Origin of the sequence: uncultured Alteromonas sp., assembly GCF_963976965.1 — a bacterium.
Lineage (GTDB): Bacteria > Pseudomonadota > Gammaproteobacteria > Enterobacterales > Alteromonadaceae > Alteromonas > Alteromonas naphthalenivorans.
The window spans coordinates 1-24,738 of record NZ_CAXBMP010000044.1; the positions used below are offsets into that span (position 1 = coordinate 1).

The window sequence follows — 24,738 nt, forward strand, 5'->3', positions numbered from 1 at the left end:
CACATTTGGTTATTGCGCCTAAGTGCCGTTTTCCGCCTGAGGAATGCTCGCTTGGTACCAAACCTAAATAAGCCATGAGCTTTCTAGGGTGGTCGAAACGATTTAAATCACCAAGCTCAGCAACAACCCCAACCGCCACTAGCAGTCTCACACCACGCATGGCTTGAATCGCTTTAACGACAGGATAATACCGCCACTGGTGAACGTGATGGGTTAATTCATTATCTAGCCTTTCTAGCCGACGAATGCGCTCTTCTATGGTTTGCAACTGTTCTTGCAAGACAATTTGCTGAGCCGGATGAGGCAAAATCAGTTCAGTGAGCCAGCGAAGGTGCTTCTTCGACCAGTTGGCAGTGCCTTCATAACGAATGTTGTTGCGCAGCAGTAAGGCTTTAAGCTGGTACTTAGCTTCTTTTAAATCTTTCATTGCTGCTTCTCGGGCGCGGGATAAATCCCGAACAGCTTCATCCTCCGGCTCAGGCACATAAATGGGTGTAAGATCTTCCGACTTTAGCAACTTCACTAATTTAAGTGCATCACGGCGGTCAGTCTTAATTCGTTCTCCAGGCTTTTTGGGTATAAGAGAAGGCGCGACGACATAACAACAATGCCCTAAACTCGTTATCAGCCGATAAATCCAATAGCCACACGGCCCTGCTTCATACACCACGTGAATTGTTGCCCCAGGATATTTCGATTCAAACTGACGGATAAGCTTTTTAACGCTGACTTTTGAAGAAGGAATGCGGCCATAGTGCACCGCACTTGCTCCACGCTGCTCTTCACAATAAGCCACTTCGTGAAACTCTTTATGCGTATCCAACCCTATAAAAATCATGCTATGTTTATTCATGCTAGCCTCCAAATGATTTAGTCTTAAGCAAACTAATTATGGCACTGGCTTTCAGCTAACCCACGAAAATGCGGAGGCTAGCATTTCTCAGGGAGTCATTGTGTCTATGACAGAAAGGATTCCGCCAAATGGTTCAAAATTTAGCTTTAATCTTTCTTTTATTCTTTGCCAGTTCTTCACTGGCTTTGGACAGTGAGGATATAAAGCAAGATAAATCTGTTAGTCTCGCAACGATTGCTGACAGCATCGCCATGCAATACCAGCAGATGGGCTGGTTTTCCGGCGCATTACTGATAACTAAAGATAATGAGGTGGAGTTTGCGTCATCTTATGGCTTTCAGAATGTCGAAGAAAAAATAAACAACAGCATTCAAAGTCGCTTTAATCTTGGCTCCATCATGAAAGACTTTACCAAGGTCTTGATCTTGCAACAGGTTGAGGCTGGCAAATTAAAGTTAAGTGATAAACTAGTTAGCTTCGAGTTGGGGTTCAAACAACCTGATGCTGATAAAATCACGATTGAGCAGCTACTAAATCATAGTGCAGGCTTTGCTGATATCTTTGTGGCTGAATATCGTCAGAATCAACTTGCATTTGATACTCTAAACAAGAAAATAGAGATATTGATAAAAAGCCCCCTTTTATATACACCTGGGACTGATCGAAAATATTCAAATTATGGGTATGTGGTATTAGGAGTGATTCTTGAGAAAGTAACTGGAAAGCCTTTCGAAGAACTACTCAAAAACAATATCTTCAATCGGGTTGAGATGTCTTCAACGACCTTCAGGCCGGTTAATTCTCATGAATATCAGTCAGTCCGATATACATTCCAGTACAATGGCAATTTGAGGAAGGTCGGTATTATTGAACACCCTAGTCCCGATGGCGGCATTGAATCGACTGTTGAGGATGTGCAACGATTTTATCGAGCGTTATTCTATAGCAATAAGTTATTAAAGAACTCAAACGCGATTAATCGCCATTTATTTGCAATGGACGGCTCCCATTGGGGCGCATATGGAGGTGGTCAGGGCGTCAGTGCAGCCGCGGAAGTAGATTTGGACACTAGCTATGAAATAGTTGTTCTGGCAAACACTGATCACTTAGTTGCCGAACGCATTTCTGGTCGAATACACTCTTACATCAAAAATGGTGAGTATCAACCAATTAGACAATTGGAAAAAAACTTTGCCTTTAAGTACTATCAATCAAAAGGAAAACAACAATTCTATAAACACTTCAAACAGGTTTATAAAGACAATGGTTACAGTCGATTCATCGGCAGAACAATTAATGAAGTAGGAATGGAACTACTTAGTACAAAATCATGGACCGAAGCATTTGATATGTTCGAATATTTAGTTTCATTGTTTCCCAATGCACCGCAGGCCTACGACAGTTTGGCATTCGCCTATTTATCGAAAGGAGATAGCGAGACTGCGAAAAGTACTTTTAGCAAATCTTTAACTATTGATGGTAGTTTTAAAAGTGATTACGTGAGTGATAATTACGGTCATAACAGTACGCTCAAGTAAGGACAGGCTATCGCCAGCCTCTTAGCTTTGCGTTATGTTTCATGGAGGATTAAGTGAGCATCGGCCCCGATTACAAGTCTTATTCAATCGATGAACTTCTTGAAGCTCATGAAACGATAGATCGGAAAGCTTTTCCATTACAATTTAAAGTTTTAAATGACGAAATCACTTCTCGCTCAATTGCTTTAACTAAATCAGGGGTAGAGAGAGAGCAAAAGGGTGAAACGGTAGATGTGTATGTTCCAAATGAGGTTCCTATTTGGGAACAACTCAAAAATATCCTTCTGTCCATTGGAGTAATAGTATTTGGCGGCATCGGAGTTTTTGAAAATGATCTCGCGGTGAAAATTTGTCGCCGATGTGAAACTGTTTATCATCTTAAAGATGAGGCTGCATGGGTGATGTATGCATCTATGCTGCTCATGGCCGTGGGGCTTGTCTCAGAAGTGGTAGATCACTATGACAAAAGAAACAATGAGCATGTATACCACCGAATTTCCAATTTAACCATGTTACCGGGCTTAGTGTTATTTGGACTTGCAATGTACTTGCATACACAATGAAACATAACAATTAAAACCAGTGTCCACTTTTATGGGTGAACTCTCCTGGGAAGTTATACATACGGAAGAAACATTAAGTTAAATGGATTACTCAAATAAGTGGTTAGTCGGCTTAGCCACATTACCAGCAACCGCTGTTTCAGTGACATTATTAGGCCAATTTGGTTTTTGGGGCTTACTTGTCTCTTTTGTAATTTTCATTGTGGTTACTAATATTTATCTTTTAGTCGTTGCTACCGCGGAAAAGTCCCAAAGGCTTATTAGGTTAAGCGCATTTTTTCTCGCACCATTCGCTCTCTTCGTAGTTGCAATGTATATATAACAAACAATTTATGGCACTCGCTGCCGCTCGTTGGGACGCAGACACGTGCGCGGCTTCGCTATTTTCGCGCACGTGTCTACGCCCCATATTTGGAAGTTAGCAATACAACAAACGGAGTTTTGCCAAATGAAGGGTCTACAAAAACTAGCTGGTATCGCAGCAATTTTCCAAGGGCTTATTTACATAGCAGCCTTTGTGTATTTTGGTGCTTTTTGGTCATATCCGGTTGATGGTAGTCCAGTCGAAAAAATGACTTACATGGCAGAAAATCAACTTCTATTTTCAATGATCTATTTTCTAATGTACGTGGTGTTTGGCATTTTTCTGGCAATACTCGTTATTGGTATGTATGAGAGGCTTAAACATAAAGTTAATCCCTTAATTACTATTGGATCTCTATTCGGGGGCATTTGGGTCGGTCTGGTGATCGCAAGTGGAATGATTTCGAATATCGGGCTTGATCATGCAATCAATCTGATGGATGCAAATCCAGAAAAAGCCCTTGATATGTGGATAATCGTTTCAGTGATAACAGAAAGTATAGGTGGTGGAAATGAATTAGTTGGCGGACTTTGGGTTCTATTGATTAGCGTAGCAGCTATACAAGAGGGCAGATTACCCCGGTCACTTAACTATCTCGGATATTTTGTAGGCATAGCGGGCATTGCAACTATTTATCCTGACAAACTATTTACTGAAATATTTGGCGTATCACAAATTGTTTGGTTTATTTGGTTGGGTATATGTTTACTAACCGAGGAAAATGCTAACAAATCAATCCAGCAGACCACTAACGTGTCGGCTGATTGAGGCGTTAACCGACCGAATAAGATCATGCGACGAATTAGTATCAATCGATCTAAAGAAAAAGTACGCGGCATAAAGAGAAGGCTTCGCGTCTTGGATAAGTGGGCCGACTCTTTTGAAGGTTACTTCCCTTCAGAGTATGCCCATGAAAAGTACTGGAATTGGAAGTTGCCTGTGCTTGACCGGTTAGTTGGTCCACCTACAACTCAAAATGGTTGGTTTAAAAACGCTTAGTATCAACTCCCAAGTGCAAAATTGATCATGCATCGTCATTCTTAATCTGCCGAGGAGTTTTGAACCCATACCGTTTACGCGGACGACTATTAAGTCGCTTCGCTCCAAAATTTAGCCCACGTGTTATTACCATTAAGCGGGGTGTTAGCATTACAAGGATTTGATGAAAGGTTATGGCTTCAAAAATTAGCGTTTTTTCTTTGCCCCTTATATTACTTACGATGTGTTCATGTTCTACATCGGCACCAATTGTTGTACATGACCAATTCGGTGAGATGAGTGCCGATAATGAACTGTTTCGCAAAGAAGTGAGTGATTGTGCGTTACAAGCTAGAGAAAGTGTTACTGGCACAACTTTAGACAAAAATTCACATAAAGAAGATGTAACCGTTGCAAGCGTCCAGTTATTATCATTTTTTAGCGGTAATGCTTCATGTCTTAAATCTAAAGGTTGGTACATTAAAGAGTAATGCTATAAGTCAATCAAGCGACTAAAGGCTAGCGGTTAACTAGCCTAAGCTTGCTCTCACATCTGCAATGGAAATGAAGAGTTTGTTTTCAGCGTCTTGAAATGCCTGAAAACCATAGCGTTCATAGAAATGTTTTGCTCCGTCTTTGGCATCAACAATAACAACTGGAAATGCAACGCTATCACTAGCGGCTAATAGCTTTGTGAGTGCGTCGATAAGCAGCCACTCATTAAAGCCTTTCCCTTTGTATCGGTCATCGACAGCAAGACGGGCAATCAGACCACCAGAAGTGGATGATTGATGCTTTTTTTGTAACTTATCAGGCAATGCCTGTAAGTCAATTGGTGTCATTGTTAGCGTGTAAAAGCCGATGACATGTGAGTTGTCGCTATCATCTTCCAAAACAAACGTTCTGGTGTTGTCCTTCTTTGCTTGCTGACTCGCTATTACCTTTAAGTAATTATTGAGAGCTTCGATGCCACAGTTGAATCGGTTTCTATCGTGTTTAGCTTTATCTAGCAGTACCGTATTCATCATTGAGTTTTGCTATCGTATCGATCAGCAGCAGCTTTTAGTTTTGAGTTCTGTGTTGCAGTACAGTCTAAAGCTTCCATAAGCAACATCGCGTCAGCTTGGCTCAGTTTTAAAGCCTGTTCACGTTCGATAACTTGTTTAGCTTTTTCGATTGCAGCGCTTAGAACAAACGAGTTGATGCTAGACATGCCGGCAATCGCGGCAGCCTTTGTAAGTAAGTCTTGTGTATCGACATCAACTCTAGCGGTGATGCGAGGCAAAGTAGTAGCCATAATGTTATCTCCTGTTGTGTCAAAATGTCACATGTGCATTATGGTCTTAAAGTGTGGAATAAGCAATTTCGATGTCACTTTGGCACGCAAGCGAACAAGTAATTAAAGATTAATTCGACACGCGGCTATTGAGGCGAAGTAAGTAGACCTACGCTTGGGTTTCTTCATCATATTGTAAATTATTGTCTTCGCCATAGTTTCTCCAAAAATTGTTGTTACACTATGATTAATAGGCCAAATTAAGCATAAAAGTGGCGACATCACGGTGGAGCTTTCCTCATGAAACACAATCATTTATTTTTAGTGTTACTTTTAAGTGGCGGCGCACTATCAGCTTGCCATCAGCCCGATACTGCGCACTGCGATATCATATCAGCGTCTGTAGAAGAGGCCGGTTTTAGTAAGTCGGTACAGGTAACATGTGACGACAGCTATGCTTATTTAACTTCTAGTACCTATCCTAGCCACGATATGATGAATGGCATTACGGGCACCAACGAACAAATTCCGGTACCCGCTTTAGATTATGCAGCCCCCATAAAGCTTAAACCTACCAAAGCTGAATCATTAACCAGTATTGATGCTGCATTAGGTGTTGCCGTTAATGGCGTTCCTATATACGACTATTCATCTCAAGGCGAACTTGATTTATCACACTACAACGAAAACGTTGATACCGTTAAATTAGGCCAGTTAGACAACTGTGGTGGTCACGCAGGGCGGGGCGACGATTACCACTACCATGCGGCGCCTACTTGTATGATTGAAACCATGGCGAATCGTAAAAATAACCCCATTATTGGATGGGCGTATGACGGGTATCCTATTTACGGAGACGATAATCCAGATGGTAGTAAAATAACAAAGGGCACACTGGATGACTGTAACGGTCAGGCTGATGATGTATTTGGTTATCGTTACCATACGTCAGAGGCGCCGCCTTATATCGTTCAATGTTTGGTTGGAAATGTTGATGTAGGTGACCTACCCAGAGTAGCACCGCTTACCAGCACCGATAAAGATGGTTCTTCAACAACACTGAATGCTATGCGAGATAACTTAACGCCTCCCAGAGATGGCGTTGAAAATTTAAAGCATACTGTGTCCGATACTGGTAAACGTTCTATGACCTATACCTATCAGGGCCAAGATTACTTTGTGCATTACACGCCGAATGCGTTAAAGCCAAACTGTTTTGATTTTGAACAAAAAACGGTGAGTAACGGCGGGGTAACAGAAACGGGTACGTTTTGTCGCAATACCGATTCAAAACAAAACCCAACCCAAAACCAAAGCCAAAATGAAGAACCAGGCAGAAGACAAGACAACTCTCCGCCACCGCCACCAAAAGGTGATAGAAAGCCACCTCGCCAAAACGACCCTAATAGTGCAAAAGTTAATAAAACGACACACACTACAATGGTGAACAAAAGCCATACTTTTAAACTTGAAGCATGGGCAGACAATTGGTTCGCGGCGTATCTTAACCAGCAACTTATTGTTGAAGATTCAGTACCTATTACCACCGAGCGTTCTTTCAACGCAGAAGAGGTTACATTTTCGGCCGATTACCCGCTCACTATCAATTTAGTTATTAAAGACTTTAAGCAAAACGATACTGGGCTTGAATATATTGGTACACCAAGGCAACAAATGGGAGATGGCGGCTTCATCATGCAGCTTACCGATATTTCAACCAATGAAACGGTTGCGGTTAGTAATAGCGCCTGGCATTGCAAGGTACTTCATGAAGCGCCATTAAATAAGCAGTGTGAAACTGAATTAAACCCAACCGCTGGCACAGCGCCGTGTGATTATACTAGTACCGAAGCACCTTCTGGGTGGAAGAAAGCAGGGTTTGATGTAAGTGAATGGCCAAATGCTACCGAATATAGCGCGGAAATGGTTAGCCCTAAAGATGGCTACAACCTTATAAGTTGGGATGAAAGTGCAAAGTTAATTTGGGGCGACGATTTAGAAACCAGTAATACGCTTATTTGTAAATTTACGGTTGAGAAGCCGTGAGAAAGTGCATGACTACATTCTTGTTTTCAGTATCGTATTTACGCGCCTTGCTGAAGGGGGTGTTTGCATTTACTTGTTTGCTACTCTCTTTTGCAACAAATGCTCATGTGGTTGAAGAAACCACGGCGCAAGTTATATTGCGAGACGGGCAAGTAGAAATACGGATGCAAACCGACAGAGCCCATTGGGTAGCAGCAGTAAGTGATAGCGCCGCGTTTTTAGTCGGTGATATAGACAGCGTTATGCCGAAGGGGCTATCCATTAAAGCCCAAGATACCTTTTTTGCGTCGATTCTAAAAAAGCAAACGGTAATAAGCGTCAATAACATTGAACAAGCTATTGATGGCATTACTGTAATAGAAAACGAGAACAGGCAAAAAATGACTGTGGTGATGTACGCCACCCATACGTTATCAAAGGTAGAAAGCATTGGGCTAAGCTTTCCACAAAGCTTAGGAAACATTCACAGCAGTTTTAGTAAACCTCAATATCGAACGATACCCGCAGGAAGTTACCGTAGCGTAACACTGAAATAGTATGGATTCTGTAACGGCAGAGAGGATAAAAACCAATGGCCGTGTTTAAAATTTCCCGCTGCTAATATTGCACACGCTAACTTCCACTTCTTTACAAACCTGTTATGTCATCAGTACAGTTTTGTCCCATTTTCTGGATACTTTCGTGACATCTTTCTTTCAGTATTGATAGGGCGTTAACACAAACCTATTTATTACTAAGGAAACATCATGAAGCGATTTAATAAAATTTCTGCAGCGGCATTGCTTGCGTTTGCAAGCCAACAAAGTTTCGCTGCTGATATAACAGTAGAAATTCAGAACTTAACTCACGGGTTGTACTTCACACCTATTGCCGCTGTGGCGCACACCGCTGATGCCAGCTTATTTGAAGTAGGCGAAGCTGCCAGCACTGAATTACAAATGATGGCCGAAGGCGGCAGCTTAGACGGTATCGCTACCATTGGTAGTGCTATCGGCGCAGACGTAATTGCTAATCCTGCAGGCGGGCTGTTAGCGCCTACCATGTCTACGTCAGCCGACTTAATGACAGCCGACGACAATGTTGTATTGTCGGTAGTAGCGATGATCCTTCCTTCTAACGATGGTTTTATCGGGTTAGATAACTGGGAAATTCCAACAGAAGCTGGCACTTATACGGTTTTCATTAATGCTTATGATGCGGGCACAGAAGCTAACGACGAATTACGTGGTAGCGGTGAACCAGGTATGGCGGGTATGCCAGTACCACCACCATTAGATCCATTACTTGGTAACGGCGGAACTGGTGTAGCAGGCGCAGATACTAACACTACCGTACATATTCACCGCGGAAACATTGGCGACGATTCGTTAACGGAAGGTGCAAGTGATGTAGACAACGCCGTTCATCGTTGGTTGAACCCAGTAGCTAAAGTAACAGTAACCGTACGATAAGGAGGCTGTTATGCAATATTTAGCCAAACATTATAAAAAAGCATTGGTACTTACGTTACCCTTTTTGCTTGCGGCGTGTGGTGATGACGATACCCGTGAAGTAATTGTAGAAGTAGAAGTGCCAGCTGAAATTCCCGATCCAGTGCCGGTATCGTACGACGTAACCGTAACTAATTTAACTAATGGTCAGCCAGTATCGCCGCCTGCGGTAGTGCTGCATAGCGAAGGTACGTTGTGGGAAGTAGGTGCTGTTGCATCGGTGGAACTAGAGCGTATTGCCGAAGTAGGCGATTCAGCCGACTTTTTAACATTAGGTGATGCAAGTGCTGGCGGCGTTGGCCCCATTACCCCAGGCGACTCACAAACCATTAGTGTCACTATTGACGATATCACTGACGCTAACCTGACTATTGCTGCCATGCTGGGAAATACCAACGATGCCTTTACCGGTATTAACAGTTGGAGCCTAGCCAACCTTGAAGTAGGCGCTACCTATACGACTGTTAGCCCAGCTTATGATGCAGGTACGGAAGCAAACACAGAAAGTGCTGCAACCGTGCCAGGCCCTGCAGCGAACGGAGAGGGCTTTAGTCCAAGCCGTGACGACACAGGGTTTATCTCAATGCACCCAGGTGTGGTGAGCTCGGACGACGGCCTTTCAACCTCGGCGTTAACGGTTGAACATAAGTTCGATAACCCGGTTATTCGTATACAAATTACGCGAACTGAGTAATGAAAAATAATGCCCAAGACTTAGACTAAAGTCTACTTTAACGGGCGGGTAAATAAAAAGCGTTAATCTTGTGAAAGATTAACGCTTTTCCATCGTTCTATTAGTTTTTGAACTGTGGCTTTCCCAAAAATGACCGACAAAATATTAATTGTTGAAGACGACCAAGATATCGCAAATTTAATGCGGGTTAATCTGTTAGAACTGGGTGTTGAAATAGAACATCAAACTGACGGAAAAGTAGCGTTGGAATGTGCGTTGTCTGATGAATACGCCATTGTGATTTTGGATGTAATGCTGCCTAGCATGAGCGGCTTAGATATATGCCGCAAGGTGCGAGATGCCTTGCCTATGCAAAGCATTATTATGCTTACCTCGAAAACCTCTGAAACCGACAGAGTATTAGGGTTAGAGCTTGGCGCCGACGATTACATGACAAAGCCATTTAGCGTAAGAGAACTTCAGGCAAGGGTGCGTTCTCAGCTTCGCAAATATCATGTGGTGCAACAAACTCAAACCACGCAACAACAAACAGATACACCGTTAAAACTAGGCCGCCTTGTTATCGACCAGCGAAATCATCAGGTATTTTTATCTGAAGAAGAATTGGTACTAACCGCCACTGAATTTGAATTGCTTCATCACTTAGCCAGTCACCCTGGGCAAGTGTTTAGTCGCAGCCAATTATTAGAATCGGTGTGGGGCTACCATCATAGTGGCTACGAGCATACGGTGAATTCACATATTAATCGGCTGCGTTCGAAATTAGAAAACGACGCCACTGCGCCCCAAATTGTACAAACCGTATGGGGTGTAGGGTACAAATTTAATCCTCAAGGAGTATAACGCTATGAAATTCGGCTTTTATCCTCGCCTTGCCGTGTGCTTGGTTGGCGTATTTATGGTGGTGATGATTGCCTGTTTTTACTCCACGAATTTATTACAAAAACGTACTCAACAAGAAGCAGAACAAAAACTGCATATTGGCTTAGCGGAACATCTTGTTAGTGATAACCCGTTACTGAAGGAAGGGGTTTACGACTACGAAGCCCTTGGAAACCTTTTTCATACGCTAATGATTTTGGGGCCAAGTTTTGAGTTTTATTATTTAGACCCTGAAGGTACCATTCTTACGTATTCGGCCGAGCCTGGAAAAGTGAAAGCCGATGCGGTGGATATTGCCCCTATAAAACAGCTTATCAATACCGATCGCGGCTTTCCCATTGAAGGTGACGACCCAAGAAACATTGGCCTGCAAAAAATATTTTCTGCGGCGCCGGTTTATAACAACGAACAACTGCAAGGCTATTTGTATGTGATTATTGGTGGTGAGCGTTACGACTCCATTATCGCGAATTTACAAAATAGCCAGAGCATGCGCGAAGTCGCATTATTTATGTTTGTTGGTTTGTTTTTACTCTTGCTAGCGTTGCTTGTGTTGTTTAAATATTTCACCACGCCCTTAAGACGCTTAAGCGATGATATGGACCGCGTACAAGAAGCCGATTTTCATCGAGAAAAACTACCCCCTAATTTGGCTACATGGAACAGAAACAGCGCCAACGAAATAGACCGCTTAGGCTGTGCGTTTACCGATATGCTTACCCATATAGACAATCAGTTCGACCAACTTAATAAAATTGATAGCCAGCGGCGTGTACTGCTTGCCGACTTATCACACGACCTGCGTACGCCTTTGGCTAGCCTACAAGGATACATTGAAACATTAGCGCTGAATGAAGACAGTTTATCTAAAGAAGATAGAAGGCATTTTGTGGATGTATCGCTTAAAAACGCGAAAAACTTAAAGCATCTTATCGACCAAATATTTGAGCTTGCGTATTTAGAAGGCGGGCAAGTTACCTTGCATCAAGAGTCTTTCCCGTTAGGCGAATTACTGCATGATGTGGCCGCGAAGTTCGAACTAGACGCGAAACAAAAAAATATCGCTATTAAAGTTATTCCCGATCACTTTGAATACTACGTGTTTGCTGATATTGGCAAGCTTGAGCGCGTGCTTACGAACCTTATTGCCAATGCTATTCGCCATACTCCGGAAAATGGCAGCATAGATCTTGCTGTGGTGTTACATAACGATAAGCTTAGAGTAGATATTCGTGATACTGGTATTGGAATTAGCGATAAAGAAATAGCGTACATTTTTGATGCTAGGTATCAGGCCAGTAATACAGAAAAAGATACGTGTAGCCACGCAGGTTTAGGTTTGGCTATTTGTAAAAAGCTAATGGCACTGCTTAATTCCGATTTGAGAGTAGAGAGTCAATTAGGGAAGGGTACGTGTTTTAGTTTTGAACTTACGTTAGCGAATAGTCATTAAGGTTGGGCTTAACGCGGTAGGTAAATTATAGCGGGCTTGATTTATAACGGTATTCGATTTACAGCAGGCTCGATTTATAGAGGCACTTTGATTTTAAGCGGGCATAAGGCTACGCAGCAGCACGGAAGAATTTCGTCATCATCAATAAAGGCGAGGGGATCGGTAGTATATTCTACTTCGCCTTCAATCAGCTTAGTTCTACACGCACCACAAAAACCTTCACGGCAATGGTAGTGAATATTGATGTTAGCGGCTTCAAGGGCGGTAAGAAGCGTAGTATCAGGGGGGGAAGAAATACACCCCACATCAACAACGTCGATGCGGAGTGTTTTATCAGCTGTGCTCATTATTTTTTGGCGCTACTTCTCAGCGTTTTTATAGTGTGATCTGTTAGCGCTAGCGCTTAAAATCAGCTTAGCGCTACAGTTCGAAATCAGCAAAATCGTCTTCACTCACCGCAGAGTCAATTTGACCTACCAAGTAAGAACTAATTTCAGACTCTTGTGGTGCTACCTGAACGTTGTCAGAGTTAAGGTAGTTATTCATCCACGGCAGAGGGTTACTGCTGATATCAAATGGTGCATCTAGGCCAATTGCCGTCATACGTTGATTCGCAATGTATTCAACGTAAGAACAAAGAATTTCTTTGTTAAGACCAATCATAGAGCCGTTTTGGAATAGGTAATCAGCCCATTCTTTTTCTTGCTCAACGGCATTCATGAAGATAGCGCGTGCTTCTTCTTTGCAGTCTTCGGCAATTTGCGCCATTTCTGGATCGTCTTTGTTTCGTGCCCACAAATTCAAAATGTGTTGGGTAGAAGACAAATGTAGGTTTTCATCACGGGCAATCAGGCGGATAATTTTTGAATTACCTTCCATCAACTTGCGTTCCGCAAAGGCAAACGTACAGGCAAACGACACGTAGAAACGAATGGCTTCTAAAGCATTCACTGAGTTCATGCACAAGAAAAGCTTCTTCTTTAACTCGTACATGTTGATGGTATGTGGCACGCCATCAACCGTGTGCACACCTTCACCTTGTGTTTGCCACAATTGAGTGGCAAAAATAAGGTCGTCGTAGTACTTCGAAATGTCGGCGGCACGGCGCTTAATTTCATCGTTAACCACAATGTCTTCAAAAATTTCACTCGGGTCTGAAAACAAGTTACGCAAAATGTGCGTGTAAGAGCGAGAGTGGATGGTTTCAAAGAAAGACCATGTTTCTACCCACGTCTCAAGCTCAGGTAACGAGATGATAGGTAGAAAGGCGATATTAGGGCTGCGGCCTTGAACCGAGTCTAATAGGGTTTGGTACTTCAAATTTGAAATAAAGATGTGCTTTTCAGGGTCGGTTAATTTTTGAAAATCAACACGATCGCGAGATACATCTACTTCCTCAGGGCGCCAGAAAAAGCTAATTTGCTTTTCAATAAGCTTTTCGAAAATGGCATGCTTTTGTTGGTCGTAACGAGCTACATTCACCGGATTACCGAAGAACATAGGTTCAACCAATGGGTTGGTACTTTGCTGATTAAACGTAGTATATTTCATGAGTGCCTAACTAAAAACTTAATGATAAACGCGTTTTATTTATTATGTTCTTGCTGCGATACCGATTTCGCAAAAGCGGGGGCGTGCTAAATTTTGTTATGTCGCGTAAAAAATGTAACAGGTGTGTGGGTGGGTCGGTTGTAGCCACGATTATATGTGGTTTTCATTTTAATTCTACCTGTAAGACACAATATATAGTGTCACAGTGTATATGTGTAACACTAAAAAGCCAAGTGAAATAGGTTGATATTAGCCAAAACTTTAGGCTTTTTGAGGCTGAAACTGTTACATTTAAAAAGCGTTTGGCAGGAAGGGAATTGGCATCTGTACAATATGGCAGGTTACTATGCCCGATATGCTGATAGGTTTATTTTATATTGCAGAGTTAAGCATTAGGGTACTGCGTACCCTAATAACCCGCAGCAATTGATGTTGTTGTAAAGCACAATTTTTTAAATTGGAAATATTTGTATTTTGGATGAATTTGTAAAAGCTGGTATTCAACTGCTAAAACAGTATCGCAGAAATCAAGACTTCCATAGATCTGAACCAATTGAGTTTAGTTCAGTAGGAGCCGCAACATACATGTCGTGGGTTGCTTATCCCTCTGCCAAACATAAAAATCGGCGTGAACGTTTCTTTCAAGCTATGTTATCGGGTGCGATTAGAGAGTATGGCAAATTGAAGGGGGATCTTTCCAAGAGGGAGCGTTTAATGCACGCTTTGGGAGTTGATTCGCTACTAAGTTGGAGAGACATTGATTCTGCAATTACAGGAAAAGGGCAGAAAATTGGGGGAGGGACTGGAAAAATTATAGATAGGTTTCACAGTTACCATGCATTCATGTCCTATGACAATGCTCTCGAACGTCAACTATCTGTTAGTTTTTATGACGTATTGTCAAAAATATCAACCGTATATGAGTCAGTAGGGTCTTCAATATCAGATGAAGAGACTAGATTGGATCATCTCAAAAGGGATTTTAGAGAAGGGCGTCCTGTACTTCACTTAACAGGAGGATTGGTTGAATCACATAGTGCTAAAGGTTGGTGTAATGAGTTCGGGCAATTAAATCAGGGGGTAAAGCCTGCAATTTTTGATTGGAGATGGTTGAGTCAAGCAATCGACGTAAGTCAGTTAATTCTTGGTATGCAATTACTTGAATATGAATCTGAGTCGAAAAACGGTAAAAAACTTCGCAGACATGCTTTCAATCCGTCTGAAGTTGTCGATATCTATTTTGGCGGAGATGGATCAATTTCTGGCCCCTAACATGACACGTTAAGATTGGTATATTTCTCCCATCAGATGAGGAGATAAACATGCCAAAATGTAAAGTTGAAGAGCTAGCGGTTGAGTGTATTTATTTGGAGAAAGAGTTGGTTGAGAAGCATACAATTCTATCACAGGCAAGATGCTATGAGAGTAAAAGAAATATTGTGTTAGATATAGATCGTTTACTTGCGATATTGATATCTAACAAATCTGCAATCGAGGAACTTACGCACTTGAGCACTGACCAATAAAGGCTGGCTGCTCATTCTCCCTTAGGCGCTGTCTTAATTTAGATGTGTAGTGTATCCTGTCAATAAAACATATTAAACTTAACAAGTTATACATGGATGTTCGTATGAAAAATATTAATATTGCAATATTACTGGCTATGATTTCTTCAACTCAGGCTAGTGAATTGAACGTTGATGAGCTTAAAGCCGAGGTAACTAGGATATCAAAGATAAGCAGCCCTAGTGCTCAGCAATCAGAGATAAGGAAGCTTGTCGCTTCTTTCAATGTGGAAGATAATGAAGGCGATAAGGGCGACTGGCAGGTTCGCACAGAAACTTCTCCCATTGATGACTCTAAGACCGTGGTAATGTCCTTAAAGGCTCAATCACCAATTAGAGCATGGGTCAATGATGTTGCGACACCTGAACTAATTCTTCGATATAAAGAGGGTAGTTTAGAGTCTTATTTCTCTCTAGGTGTAACGCCAGACACCGAACGTGGTGATTCCAGAACACTGACCCTGAGGTTTGATTCTGAGCCAGCTAATGATTTCAAAGGCTCCATATCAACCAATAATAAGGCTGTATTTCTTAAGAATACGAGAGAGCTTATTCGAGAGCTTTCATCTTCAAGAGAATTGACTCTTCGTTTTACACCGTTTAATTCCAACCCAGTTACGACCACATTTGACTTAAGTGGCTTTGATAACGGAGCAAAAGAGTTACTTTCAGCGGCAAACATCGATCTTAACGACAAAGGGTTACTTTTCGAAGATGAATACAAAAAATCACTAAATAAGGCGTCCAGTTATTCGAGATTTGGTATATCTGTCAAAAAGAATGTAGTTACTATAAAAACGGAAGGTGGTCGCTGGAAACCGTTTGCTCGAACTTCTGCTGCAACAGACCTAATCAGCACTGCTTTAAAAGCATTTAAAGAGCTTCCAGCAGATTTGAAATATAAAGTTGTTATTGATGTTAATGGTTCATCATTGACTACCAAGCAAACAAGTGATGGTGGTATGCCTTTTTCAAGTAGTGAGTTACAAGGGTTACTGAATCAAGCACTGGAAAAAACAGAGTTTAATCCGTCGTTAATATCAAAGACAAACCTAAATACTGTAGAGCCAAGTTATTACGGGAAAGATGCTCCTTCAATATTAGTGGGGAAGGTAAAAGATACCAATGAATCAATCAAGTTAACTGTCGAAATCACTAATTAGCAAATCAATCATTATTTGAAATTGCACCTCATGAGATGAGTTGCTAGTAACGTATTTCTATTCAATGCATTAGATTTTTCTAATGCTGAATGAAACGTATCTCTACAGCCAACAAATATCACTTGCTGTTTTGCTCTAGTCACGGCGGTATACAGCAAGTGCCTATCAAGGTTTCTGCTGTTTTTAACCACGACAATGACTCGTTCATATTGGGAGCCTTGAGATTTATGTACCGTCATAGCATAAGCACGCTCAATATTGACTAAATCGTTCAGGTCTAGCTCAACGATATTACCTTCAAAGTCAATGGTGACGTCCTCATCGTTAAAGCCTAATACTTTACCGACTGAGCCATTACGAATATCCTTTTTATAGTCATTGCGAGTGAACATGACCATCTCGCCAATCTTAATTGGTCTGCCATCAATGTTATGGTTTACATTTCCAAACTCGATATGCGCTAGCGTAAGCTTTTCACCAAGGGCAAACTTATCGTAAACATGGCTATTAAGGTTTACCACGCCGCCTTCTTGGTGCTTAACTGATGACAGTAATACCACGCTATCATCGGTGCCATTACCGCCCAGCTCTTGGTAGACTTTCATGCACATTGCTTCTATGTTGCTAGGTTCACAATCGATAAAGCTGACACCTTTGCCTAAACCTTGATATGGGGTAAACGGGACTTCGATTTTTTTTGCTGGGTAGTTTCGTATTGCAGAAGCAATGTTTGGAATGCCTGAGCTTTCAGACTGACGTTTAACCACTGATAGGTGCGGATTGGCTAAAGATAAGTTGACCAATACGTGTAAGCCAAGCCCAACACCAACAGGTGGTAACTGCTCTTGGTCACCCGTTAAAATGATTCGCCCTCGTTTTGGAACACGCTTTAATACTTTAAGCAACGACAAGACATCCACCATAGACGCTTCATCAACGATTATCACTGCGTCTTCGTCAATGTCTTCAGGCTTTACATTGTGCATAAACCCCGCAATGGTAAGTGCTTCTCTGCCTGTCGCTTCTGTAATGCGCTGTGCGGCTTTACCTGCTAAAGCCATGAGAATGACTTGTTTTGTTTGATTTAAGCTTTCTAGGGCGTAACAGATGGCTTCTATGACGGTTGTCTTGCCGCAACCAGCGCCACCTGTGAGTAAAGTAATAGAATTAGTGCAACATTGCAGTACGGCATTTCGTTGTTCCTCTGTGAGTGAAAAGCCTACGCCTAACTCGAAGGAGTCAATAACACTATCAATTCGTTTAGCGAGTGCAGGGTTGTACGTTTTATCACTTAACTGCTTGATGATACTGGCAACTGAAGACTCAACAATATTCATGCTTTTTACTTGCACAAGGTTGCCGTGAATGACCAATTCGTCTTGTTCAACAGCTTTGTCAAACGCCTTTGTGCCAAGCGCTTTGCCAAGCATACGGTCAAGTTGATATTTCACTTTAGTTGTTTCAAGGCACGTATTACCTGAATTAAAACCAGTAAACATCACCTGTTTGGCATAAGCGATAAGGCGCTCAGGTGTATCTTCTTTCATTTTAAGACGGTCTAAGGCATAGGCATCGATTGTCGATAAATCCGCCATGAATGCAGTTAAGAAATATGGGTTCATTTTGATCTTCTCATACGCTTGCTGTTCCCATATGGTGATCACTGAATCGCCAATGTAAGGAGGCACTCCTAAGTCATCAAGTAAACGCAATGCTCCCAGCTCTTCATATTGATTCAGTCCAGCAATAATACGTTGAGCAACCTCCTCACCCACAATTGGTAATAAACGCTCAATATCATTATTTCGAGCGATGTCATAAAGGGTGTCGCCAAAGAAGGTTACAAGCTTGTTCGCTTTAATTTCACTAATGCCTTTAAAGTCAGGTGATTCAGCCAATAAGCGCTTGAGGTTTTCATGAGCCGCTTTAACAAAGTCCATCTTTATCGGTGTGATGGTATTCTCAATCGCTGTGGTGCCATCTTTCCACTTAATTGGGGTTTGCTCGACATGGCCTTTTACATGCCAGATGTGCATCTCTCTAAATAGGCTAGGGGAGCGAGCTGTTTGGTAGTTCGCTTTTACCACAAAACGTTGATTACTGCCGACAGCTACGGCTGAAAATATAACGCCACCGATACCACCACGGCGGCGTATTTTGCGTATTTGTATTTCGCCTTCAAACACATTCATTAAAGCCGTCCAGTCGCTAACAAGTAATCTTCAATCGCAGTGAGTCGCTTGAGTTTGGTTTTTGTTTCTTCTAGCTCTTTTGTGGTTTTATATAATTGTTCTTCAAGTGCGGCGTTGGTTTCTTGAGATTTTTTAAGCATACGTTTATCAACGCTAGATTTTCCAGTTGTTGCTTTAGCTGAGTGCTGCTCTGAAGGGGTTCTGATATCTTCAATCAAAATACCTTTTGCGATTAAATCAGCTTTTACATCCTCATATTTGGCTCTGATTTTCGAGTTTTCAGTAATGCGTTTTCTATCAAATTCGCACTCTCTTGCGATCATTTTTTTGTTCAAGTCGAGTCGGTTTGGCAAGGTATAATCTTCCCAGTCACCTTGCTTTTTTCTTTCGTCAACGAAAGCGTTGAATCGTTCAAGGTTTACTTTGGCTGCCGGATTACTCATTACGCTTCCTTATGCTTTTTCATCTTGGTTGGATAAATGAATTGAGGATCTATTCCATGATCTTCCAGAATCTGATAGCAATCATTTAACCTGAGCTTGAGTTCAGCTTTATCGGCCTTAAGCTCATCAATTTTTTTCACTTTTTCCTTAAGAGTTTCCTCATAATCTGTTGATGTCTTTTTACCTTCGGACTTAAAGCCTCTTAATACTTCTCGTACCCTTTTGTACTCTGCCATGTATTTCTTATTTCGATTGAGAGTCATCCGAGTAATGCCACAGCGGTCGGCAATATAGTCGTGCCCAAACTCATGTTTGTATTCTGGATTATTCTCAAAGAAGCTAAGGTTAGATAATGCTATGGATAGCCAAGGCGGGGACTTACTCATAAGGCCTCCTCGGGGCTGAACACTTGTACTACTGGTATTTGGTTGTCTTTGGCATCTTTTGCACGCTCATAAGCCCTCAGAGCGCTCTCACAGCCATTAATGGTGTCTATGCAAAACTGGACATGCTGATCCAATGGCTCTTGCTTGTTAAGCTTGTGAGACAACTCTTCGTAATTTGGCAACAGTGCAGCCAACTGTGTTTCGTAATGTACTTTGGTGTTGATGATGGATTGCTTCGCTTCTTCATCATCAGGATCTATTCCAAAATGTTGACAGCCGTTACCATCCTCACCCCGAAGACACATCATGCCTTTCTCACATGGGCTTACGTCTAGGTCGCGATTACATGTTCCCCATGGGGTGTAGTGAACGACTGATAGTGTATGGTTTAGCGCATTTTCAATCTCGCTTTCGCAAACGTTATTATCTCTCATACGCTTTACACGTCGTCCTAAGACATCATCGGGCGGTGTTTCAGACATGTAGCGAGATCTCATATTTTCAGCTCGTTCCTTGGCTGTACGGTGGTCGTATTGTCGTGTTTGCCCAGCTTTTCTGCCCATGAACAAGTCGATCATACTTTCATTTTTGCCGGAGCGAAGTAGGGCAGTGGTTAGCCAGTGCCGGAATTGGTGTGATGTAACATTCACAATATTGTTGTTATCATCACGGATATCGTAGCGTCTGAACGCTGATTTACTTTTAGAAGAATCTTCTATTAACCAGTTAACTAGATCTGTTTTTATCATTGGTCTTGGCACAAATCCAATGGATGATGGGCCTGCATTGAACATGTCATCTTTCACAATGAATAAGAAGTCACTGAATGGCATATCAACTGAATAAGACGTGGATGAAATTGTTTCACTGACTTCGCCGTCAACTTCATTTTCATGAAATACTCGCTGTTGATATTCACGGTAATAATTCATGGCCTGTGAGGCGAGTTGCGCTTTTGAAATGACTATTTTCGGCGAGGTATTGCTTCCCGGCTTTGTTTTGGCGATGATTTTACCAACTATCGAATCTGCATAAATTCCTCTTTTTTCATTGCCATCCTTGTCCTTTGTTATTCTTAATGAATTATAAGTAATGCCTGATTGATGAATAGAACCAGTTGTACCAATTTCGTTCCTTAAAAAATACTCCTCAGGAGAGTATCCGTTTTCTTCTAACGCAGTTAGGATCATGGGGTGTCTATCTGGAAAGGCTAATACATCAACAAACGCTTGTTCTTTTCGGTTTTCTACGTCTTTTGCAAATGATCTGAATTGTTCAGTTATTTCAATAATACGTTTATGTGATTTGATGATCACATCCTGCCACTTACGAGGCACTGGACGAGCGTTGGCAAGTTCACCTTTCTCGGTCAATACCCTAAGGAACCACTTTTCAGTCTCTTCATCGTAACCGATACAATCCTTATGTAATCTGCATACTTCTCCAATGCGAAGGCCAAGTGCAAGAAAAAAGGGCATTGCTAAAAGACGTAGTTCGTCATAATAGGGCTTTGGCTCAGGGTATTTTGCTGGCTCCCCCCGTGCTAACCTGCGCTTGTCTTCTTCAAAACGTTGCTTTATTTTGCCAATGTAAATATCGATGTTTTCTTCATGTTTCTTATCTCTGGCATTAGCTGAAATTTCAGATGTAGCATCGGCCTTTCCTAGTGCTGGGTTTTTCATTTTAACCTTCGGCACGAAGGATCGGCATAGCTTATTCACTACAACGAATTTTTTAACAAAACTCACGATGGTCTTGTAGCGCTCAAAAGGGCCTCTGCGAATAAAATTTGCCTCAAGAGTTGGGATAACAGCATCCAACTTATCTTGATTGAGGGCCTGTAGTGATGAAATCTCGTAACCGTAAAACTCTCCCAGCCATACTATTTGGCTCATAAGCCCAGAAATGGTTTTTGGGTCGCCTTTATGGCCTTTAATTTTATGTAGAATGAATAGCCGATATACATCAGCCCATACGCCTGAGATGGGGATCTTTTTATCTTCTGGTGTCTTGCCCGTTACCAAATCGCCTGATTCTGTGTAGGGGCGCGTAAAGTAAATGGTTCTGTTCCGATACACCCACGTTTTATCATCCCAAGCTCCTTTAATCTTTCCTGCTTTTACAAGGGCATCAAACTCAGAAAGCGCAAGCTGTTTAAGCTCTATAACTCGTTCTTGAAGTTGCTGATACTGCTTGCTTAGGCGTTTATTTCGAAGCGGGATGATTGTGCTCATGATACTTCCCTGACAATGATTTTCTGAGCTTCAACAATCTGTAAGGCTCCCTCGTAAGCTTCATCCAGTTGGTGCTGCACAGGCCCTGATGAGTTGTTGCGGACGAAGTCACGCTCAGCCTCAATCACCTTAAGTTGAGACTCATGATCTGCATTCTTGAAAGGTCGGAACTGGCCGCATCCGTAGCAGCTCACAGAGGGGTGCCAATCGCATCGAGATTGTTTGAGACATTTCCCTAAATTGACTAAATCTTTACCTCGTACAACCGTGCCTTTAACAGTGTCATCGTCATCATCAATGATATAGCCTTCCCAGCGAGCAACCGAATTTGAGAGCACTTTCGATGATTCGAATGTGTCATCGATAAAATCAATAAGATCGCGGTTGTACCGAAAGTAGTGAGAGACCGATGCTGTCGAAGAATGATCTAATGCAACAGCGACTTCTTCAGGTGTTTTTCCTTCCAATACCATCCGTGTTCCAAGGGTATAGCGGAACCTGTAAGCCGTGATTTTTAAGGGGAGTGGGTTGTCGTCTTCATCTTTAACATAAGCTGAGTTCAGTCCTAGCTGAGTCTGGATTGTTTCTGAAAAAGCCTTGGTTATTCGTGAAGAACTTAGATGCCATGCATAATCAGATAGCTTTTTATCTTTTAAGTAATGTTCATTAGCAGCGCTTCTTTTAAACAAAGGACGTGGACGGCGAATGCCGTCCAGGTCGCATAGCGACCTGTCGGATTCGTTTGCTATTAATTCCTGAATATCATCTGCCAGCTCTTGTGGTAGTTGCCTCAACAGGAAGTTATTTTTATTTCGTCTTAACTGAGCAACTTTCCCTTTCACACGAGGAATATTGATAAACCAAGCAAAAACTTTGCTGTCGTAATACACGTCCTCTTCTCGGAGCAACGCCATTTGTATAGGCCTGAGTCCAAATTTCATGGCGAGTCTTACCATTACTTTGTGTTTTAATGATAATCTGCCGTCTTGAATTGCCGTCGATATTTGCGCTATTTCTGAGCGTGTGAAAGGCCCGTTTTCGTTATCAAGCAAAGAAACTCTTTGTTTGGAACCACTATTAGGTATCACCACCTCATCAAGCTTAAAAATAACCGTCTCATCAAAGCCCCAGTAAGAGTTTTCAATTGCATAATTAGCGAATTGTCTTATGGCAGTCCAAACTCTTTGGTTGGTTTTATTGGCGAGGATTATTGCAGATAACTGAGAGGCAATTCCTTTAGCAAAGTTTTTTTCACTACTGAAAGCTTTGTCTGACAACATGATATCAGAAAGAGCGATGAAGCCTGAACTCTGATGATTAAGTGATGCAGGTGAACGTGATATTGCGGTATCAATCCAGCACTTTGCAGCGATAAAGTTGATATAGGAATGGTTGGAATAACTATCACTTATACTGTAGGTATTTTCATCCTTACCTACATTGATAACACGATGTTTTTTGATTAGATGACCATCGCCATTTCTTAGCTTTAAAGTCTGCCCATGGAAGGTTTCTATTTCGCTAGGGAAGGGGTCGCAATCACCGTTCAGCTCTTCAACATGGTCGTACATAGCTTGATAAACATCAACGGTTTGAGGGCTAAGGTATTTCGTTTGTGCATGACCCATTTATGCTGCTTCCTTTTTCGCTAAATACTCTCTGATACGCTTTTGCAATAAGGAATTCGTGTAACGTTTGGGCATTGAACTGGTTGATGACCAACCGCCCCATGTAGTTAACGTATCTTGCATATCGCCTGCTTTTTTCATCGGAGAATTGGAGCCGTCATACTCCGTGTCAATACTGTCTCGCAACTCTCCACCTCTTGTTACCCGAAATTGATGAGGGTGCACTGCGTCTTTTAATGAGGGGATCTTGCGGTAAAGGCTATCGAGGACATATTCCAGTCCATCTGTCGTCATTGGCCCTCCGTCCTTTTCACTCACGAATAAATATGGAGTCAGTTTTCCATTAAACGGTTTTCGCAGTTTCGGTCTATCTTCTTCGATGTAATCAATCAGCAATTCAGCCAATCCTTGAGATATCGGAAGTTCACGACCCAGTGTTTTATGGGATGCGCCATCTCTTCGTCCACGGTGCTCACTGTCGTTAGTGCGTTGTGTTTTAATCACAACCGTGGCGTTGGTAGTAAGTTTGAGATCCTCGCCATTGTGCCTAATCAACATTAGTTCCGATGCTCGACAGCCTAATTCGCACAACAACATTACAAGACAAGCATTACGCCTTTGTAGAGATGGCCTAAAGGGATTGACATCGTTGATGAAATCATTCTCGCTTGGACGCACAATATCTCTGATTAAGTTAACTTGTTCTTCAGTGAGTGGCTCTGCTGATTGTGTTTGGTTTTCCACCTCGGCTGAAGAATATTTCTTTTTGCCAAGGTGTGCGTTAATTCTCGCCACTTCTCGGCTAAGCGCATCGGCACGCTCAATGTCTGATATTTTCTCTATATATCGGCTGTAGTGGTATTGCAGAAAAAGTTTTATCGAATCGATACGCCGATTGAACGTACTGGGACTGACTTGTATACCATCTTCAATATCATACTGAAAGTTCAGCAGCAGGAAGGTTGCAAGGTCGTTCACTTGCCGTCTTTTGATGATCTTACATTCTGCCGCGTCTTCGAAGAAACGTGGGTAGTGTCTGTCCACGTATTCATAAAAAACGCACAGGTCTCGCAATCGACCCTTAACTGTATTAAATCTGTTGCTAAGCCATAAGCTCCACCCCCACAGTGCAGCAGAAGGTTCAGGGAGTTCGTTTTTCCTTACATTAATCAACAACGGGAGAAGTTGATTCCCGTACTGAGGGTGAGGTATGTATTCGACTTGATAATTCATCATAATGTTACATATATAACACGCAAAAAATATCTTGTCAAAGAATATAAAAAAGGGGCTAGCAGCCCCTTTGGTTTAAACATTTGTTTTTATTGTAAAAAACTAAATGTTATCCACAGAAGTGTTACATATCAAATAACTCACGGGTCATATTTTGCACGCACCGCCTGCACAATCATCGTCTTCTTCTATAACCACTTCTTCTT

General features: G+C 42.0%; 24 protein-coding genes. 13 read left to right on the forward strand and 11 right to left on the reverse strand.

The annotated features are described in order from the left end of the window. Positions 1–853 (reverse strand): IS110 family transposase (locus AAC006_RS20030; protein WP_339892349.1); only part of this gene is annotated, 853 nt, incomplete at its 3' end. Positions 854–981: 128 nt separating this feature from the next. On the opposite strand from AAC006_RS20030, the gene AAC006_RS20035 reads away from it, so the two are divergent. The 5 genes from AAC006_RS20035 (at position 982) to AAC006_RS20055 (ending at position 4,787) form a co-directional block, all read left to right on the forward strand. Further along, complete coding sequence (locus AAC006_RS20035) at positions 982–2,391, forward strand: serine hydrolase domain-containing protein (protein WP_339892350.1); 1,410 nt, start codon at positions 982–984, stop codon at positions 2,389–2,391. Positions 2,392–2,444: 53 nt separating this feature from the next. Then, complete coding sequence (locus AAC006_RS20040) at positions 2,445–2,954, forward strand: hypothetical protein (protein WP_126873184.1); 510 nt, start codon at positions 2,445–2,447, stop codon at positions 2,952–2,954. A gap of 448 nt (positions 2,955–3,402) precedes the next feature. Continuing rightward, positions 3,403–4,086, forward strand: a complete 684-nt coding sequence (locus tag AAC006_RS20045) for a hypothetical protein (RefSeq protein ID WP_339892353.1) — start codon at positions 3,403–3,405, stop codon at positions 4,084–4,086. A 90-nt stretch (positions 4,087–4,176) separates the two neighbouring features. After that, on the forward strand, positions 4,177–4,317 hold the full coding sequence (locus tag AAC006_RS20050; RefSeq protein ID WP_288389403.1) for a hypothetical protein: 141 nt from the start codon (positions 4,177–4,179) through the stop codon (positions 4,315–4,317). A gap of 173 nt (positions 4,318–4,490) precedes the next feature. Next, positions 4,491–4,787: a hypothetical protein gene (locus AAC006_RS20055; protein WP_339892355.1), complete on the forward strand. Its 297-nt coding sequence runs from the start codon at positions 4,491–4,493 to the stop codon at positions 4,785–4,787. A gap of 39 nt (positions 4,788–4,826) precedes the next feature. Here AAC006_RS20055 and AAC006_RS20060 read toward each other — a convergent pair whose 3' ends face one another. Beyond that, entirely contained in the window at positions 4,827–5,324 is a 498-nt protein-coding gene (locus AAC006_RS20060; protein ID WP_339892357.1) for a GNAT family N-acetyltransferase, read from the reverse strand. Then, on the reverse strand, positions 5,321–5,593 hold the full coding sequence (locus AAC006_RS20065; protein ID WP_013784183.1) for a DUF1778 domain-containing protein: 273 nt from the start codon (positions 5,591–5,593) through the stop codon (positions 5,321–5,323). The genes AAC006_RS20060 and AAC006_RS20065 overlap by 4 nt, the downstream gene beginning before the upstream one ends. 279 nt (positions 5,594–5,872) lie before the next feature. On the opposite strand from AAC006_RS20065, the gene AAC006_RS20070 reads away from it, so the two are divergent. The 6 genes from AAC006_RS20070 to AAC006_RS20095 all read left to right on the forward strand — a co-directional run bounded on the left by AAC006_RS20070 (position 5,873) and on the right by AAC006_RS20095 (position 12,137). Continuing rightward, the gene (locus AAC006_RS20070) at positions 5,873–7,618 is read left to right on the forward strand and encodes a YHYH protein (RefSeq protein WP_339892359.1); all 1,746 of its coding nucleotides are present in this window, start codon (positions 5,873–5,875) and stop codon (positions 7,616–7,618) included. Positions 7,619–7,626: 8 nt separating this feature from the next. Beyond that, positions 7,627–8,154 carry a hypothetical protein gene (locus AAC006_RS20075; protein WP_339350012.1) on the forward strand — a complete coding sequence of 176 codons (528 nt, stop codon included), beginning with the start codon at positions 7,627–7,629 and terminating at the stop codon, positions 8,152–8,154. A 210-nt stretch (positions 8,155–8,364) separates the two neighbouring features. Further along, complete coding sequence (locus AAC006_RS20080) at positions 8,365–9,069, forward strand: spondin domain-containing protein (protein WP_129738222.1); 705 nt, start codon at positions 8,365–8,367, stop codon at positions 9,067–9,069. Between the two features lie 10 nt (positions 9,070–9,079). Next, the gene (locus AAC006_RS20085; protein WP_339892361.1) at positions 9,080–9,802 is read left to right on the forward strand and encodes a spondin domain-containing protein; all 723 of its coding nucleotides are present in this window, start codon (positions 9,080–9,082) and stop codon (positions 9,800–9,802) included. Positions 9,803–9,931: 129 nt separating this feature from the next. Further along, positions 9,932–10,645 (forward strand): response regulator transcription factor, encoded by a 714-nt coding sequence (locus AAC006_RS20090; RefSeq protein ID WP_129738223.1) that lies wholly within the window; start codon positions 9,932–9,934, stop codon positions 10,643–10,645. Between the two features lie 4 nt (positions 10,646–10,649). Then, the gene (locus AAC006_RS20095; protein WP_339350007.1) at positions 10,650–12,137 is read left to right on the forward strand and encodes a HAMP domain-containing sensor histidine kinase; all 1,488 of its coding nucleotides are present in this window, start codon (positions 10,650–10,652) and stop codon (positions 12,135–12,137) included. A gap of 74 nt (positions 12,138–12,211) precedes the next feature. Here the strand turns inward: AAC006_RS20095 and yfaE are convergent, their stop codons facing one another. Next, positions 12,212–12,484, reverse strand: a complete 273-nt coding sequence (yfaE, locus tag AAC006_RS20100; RefSeq protein WP_013784176.1) for a class I ribonucleotide reductase maintenance protein YfaE — start codon at positions 12,482–12,484, stop codon at positions 12,212–12,214. A gap of 73 nt (positions 12,485–12,557) precedes the next feature. Beyond that, positions 12,558–13,688 (reverse strand): class Ia ribonucleoside-diphosphate reductase subunit beta, encoded by a 1,131-nt coding sequence (nrdB, locus tag AAC006_RS20105; protein ID WP_339892363.1) that lies wholly within the window; start codon positions 13,686–13,688, stop codon positions 12,558–12,560. A gap of 474 nt (positions 13,689–14,162) precedes the next feature. Between nrdB and AAC006_RS20110 the strand changes: the two genes are divergently transcribed. Beyond that, a complete protein-coding gene (locus AAC006_RS20110; RefSeq protein WP_287010634.1) occupies positions 14,163–14,960 on the forward strand; it encodes a hypothetical protein in 798 nt (265 codons plus the stop codon). A 358-nt stretch (positions 14,961–15,318) separates the two neighbouring features. Next, positions 15,319–16,416: a hypothetical protein gene (locus AAC006_RS20115; RefSeq protein WP_287010635.1), complete on the forward strand. Its 1,098-nt coding sequence runs from the start codon at positions 15,319–15,321 to the stop codon at positions 16,414–16,416. A gap of 11 nt (positions 16,417–16,427) precedes the next feature. Here AAC006_RS20115 and AAC006_RS20120 read toward each other — a convergent pair whose 3' ends face one another. Genes AAC006_RS20120 through AAC006_RS20145 form a run of 6 tightly spaced genes read right to left on the reverse strand, consistent with a single transcriptional unit; the run spans position 16,428 to position 24,535 of the window. Continuing rightward, the gene (locus AAC006_RS20120; protein WP_339350002.1) at positions 16,428–18,608 is read right to left on the reverse strand and encodes an AAA family ATPase; all 2,181 of its coding nucleotides are present in this window, start codon (positions 18,606–18,608) and stop codon (positions 16,428–16,430) included. Then, the gene (locus tag AAC006_RS20125) at positions 18,608–19,051 is read right to left on the reverse strand and encodes a hypothetical protein (RefSeq protein WP_287010637.1); all 444 of its coding nucleotides are present in this window, start codon (positions 19,049–19,051) and stop codon (positions 18,608–18,610) included. Before AAC006_RS20125 ends, AAC006_RS20120 begins: the two co-directional genes overlap by 1 nt. Further along, positions 19,051–19,437: a hypothetical protein gene (locus AAC006_RS20130; RefSeq protein WP_287010638.1), complete on the reverse strand. Its 387-nt coding sequence runs from the start codon at positions 19,435–19,437 to the stop codon at positions 19,051–19,053. Before AAC006_RS20130 ends, AAC006_RS20125 begins: the two co-directional genes overlap by 1 nt. After that, positions 19,434–21,671: a hypothetical protein gene (locus AAC006_RS20135; protein WP_339349998.1), complete on the reverse strand. Its 2,238-nt coding sequence runs from the start codon at positions 21,669–21,671 to the stop codon at positions 19,434–19,436. Before AAC006_RS20135 ends, AAC006_RS20130 begins: the two co-directional genes overlap by 4 nt. After that, positions 21,668–23,299: a site-specific integrase gene (locus AAC006_RS20140; RefSeq protein ID WP_287010640.1), complete on the reverse strand. Its 1,632-nt coding sequence runs from the start codon at positions 23,297–23,299 to the stop codon at positions 21,668–21,670. Before AAC006_RS20140 ends, AAC006_RS20135 begins: the two co-directional genes overlap by 4 nt. Continuing rightward, positions 23,300–24,535, reverse strand: coding sequence for a tyrosine-type recombinase/integrase (locus tag AAC006_RS20145; RefSeq protein ID WP_339892365.1), 1,236 nt, complete (start codon positions 24,533–24,535; stop codon positions 23,300–23,302). Positions 24,536–24,738: the final 203 nt, after the last annotated feature.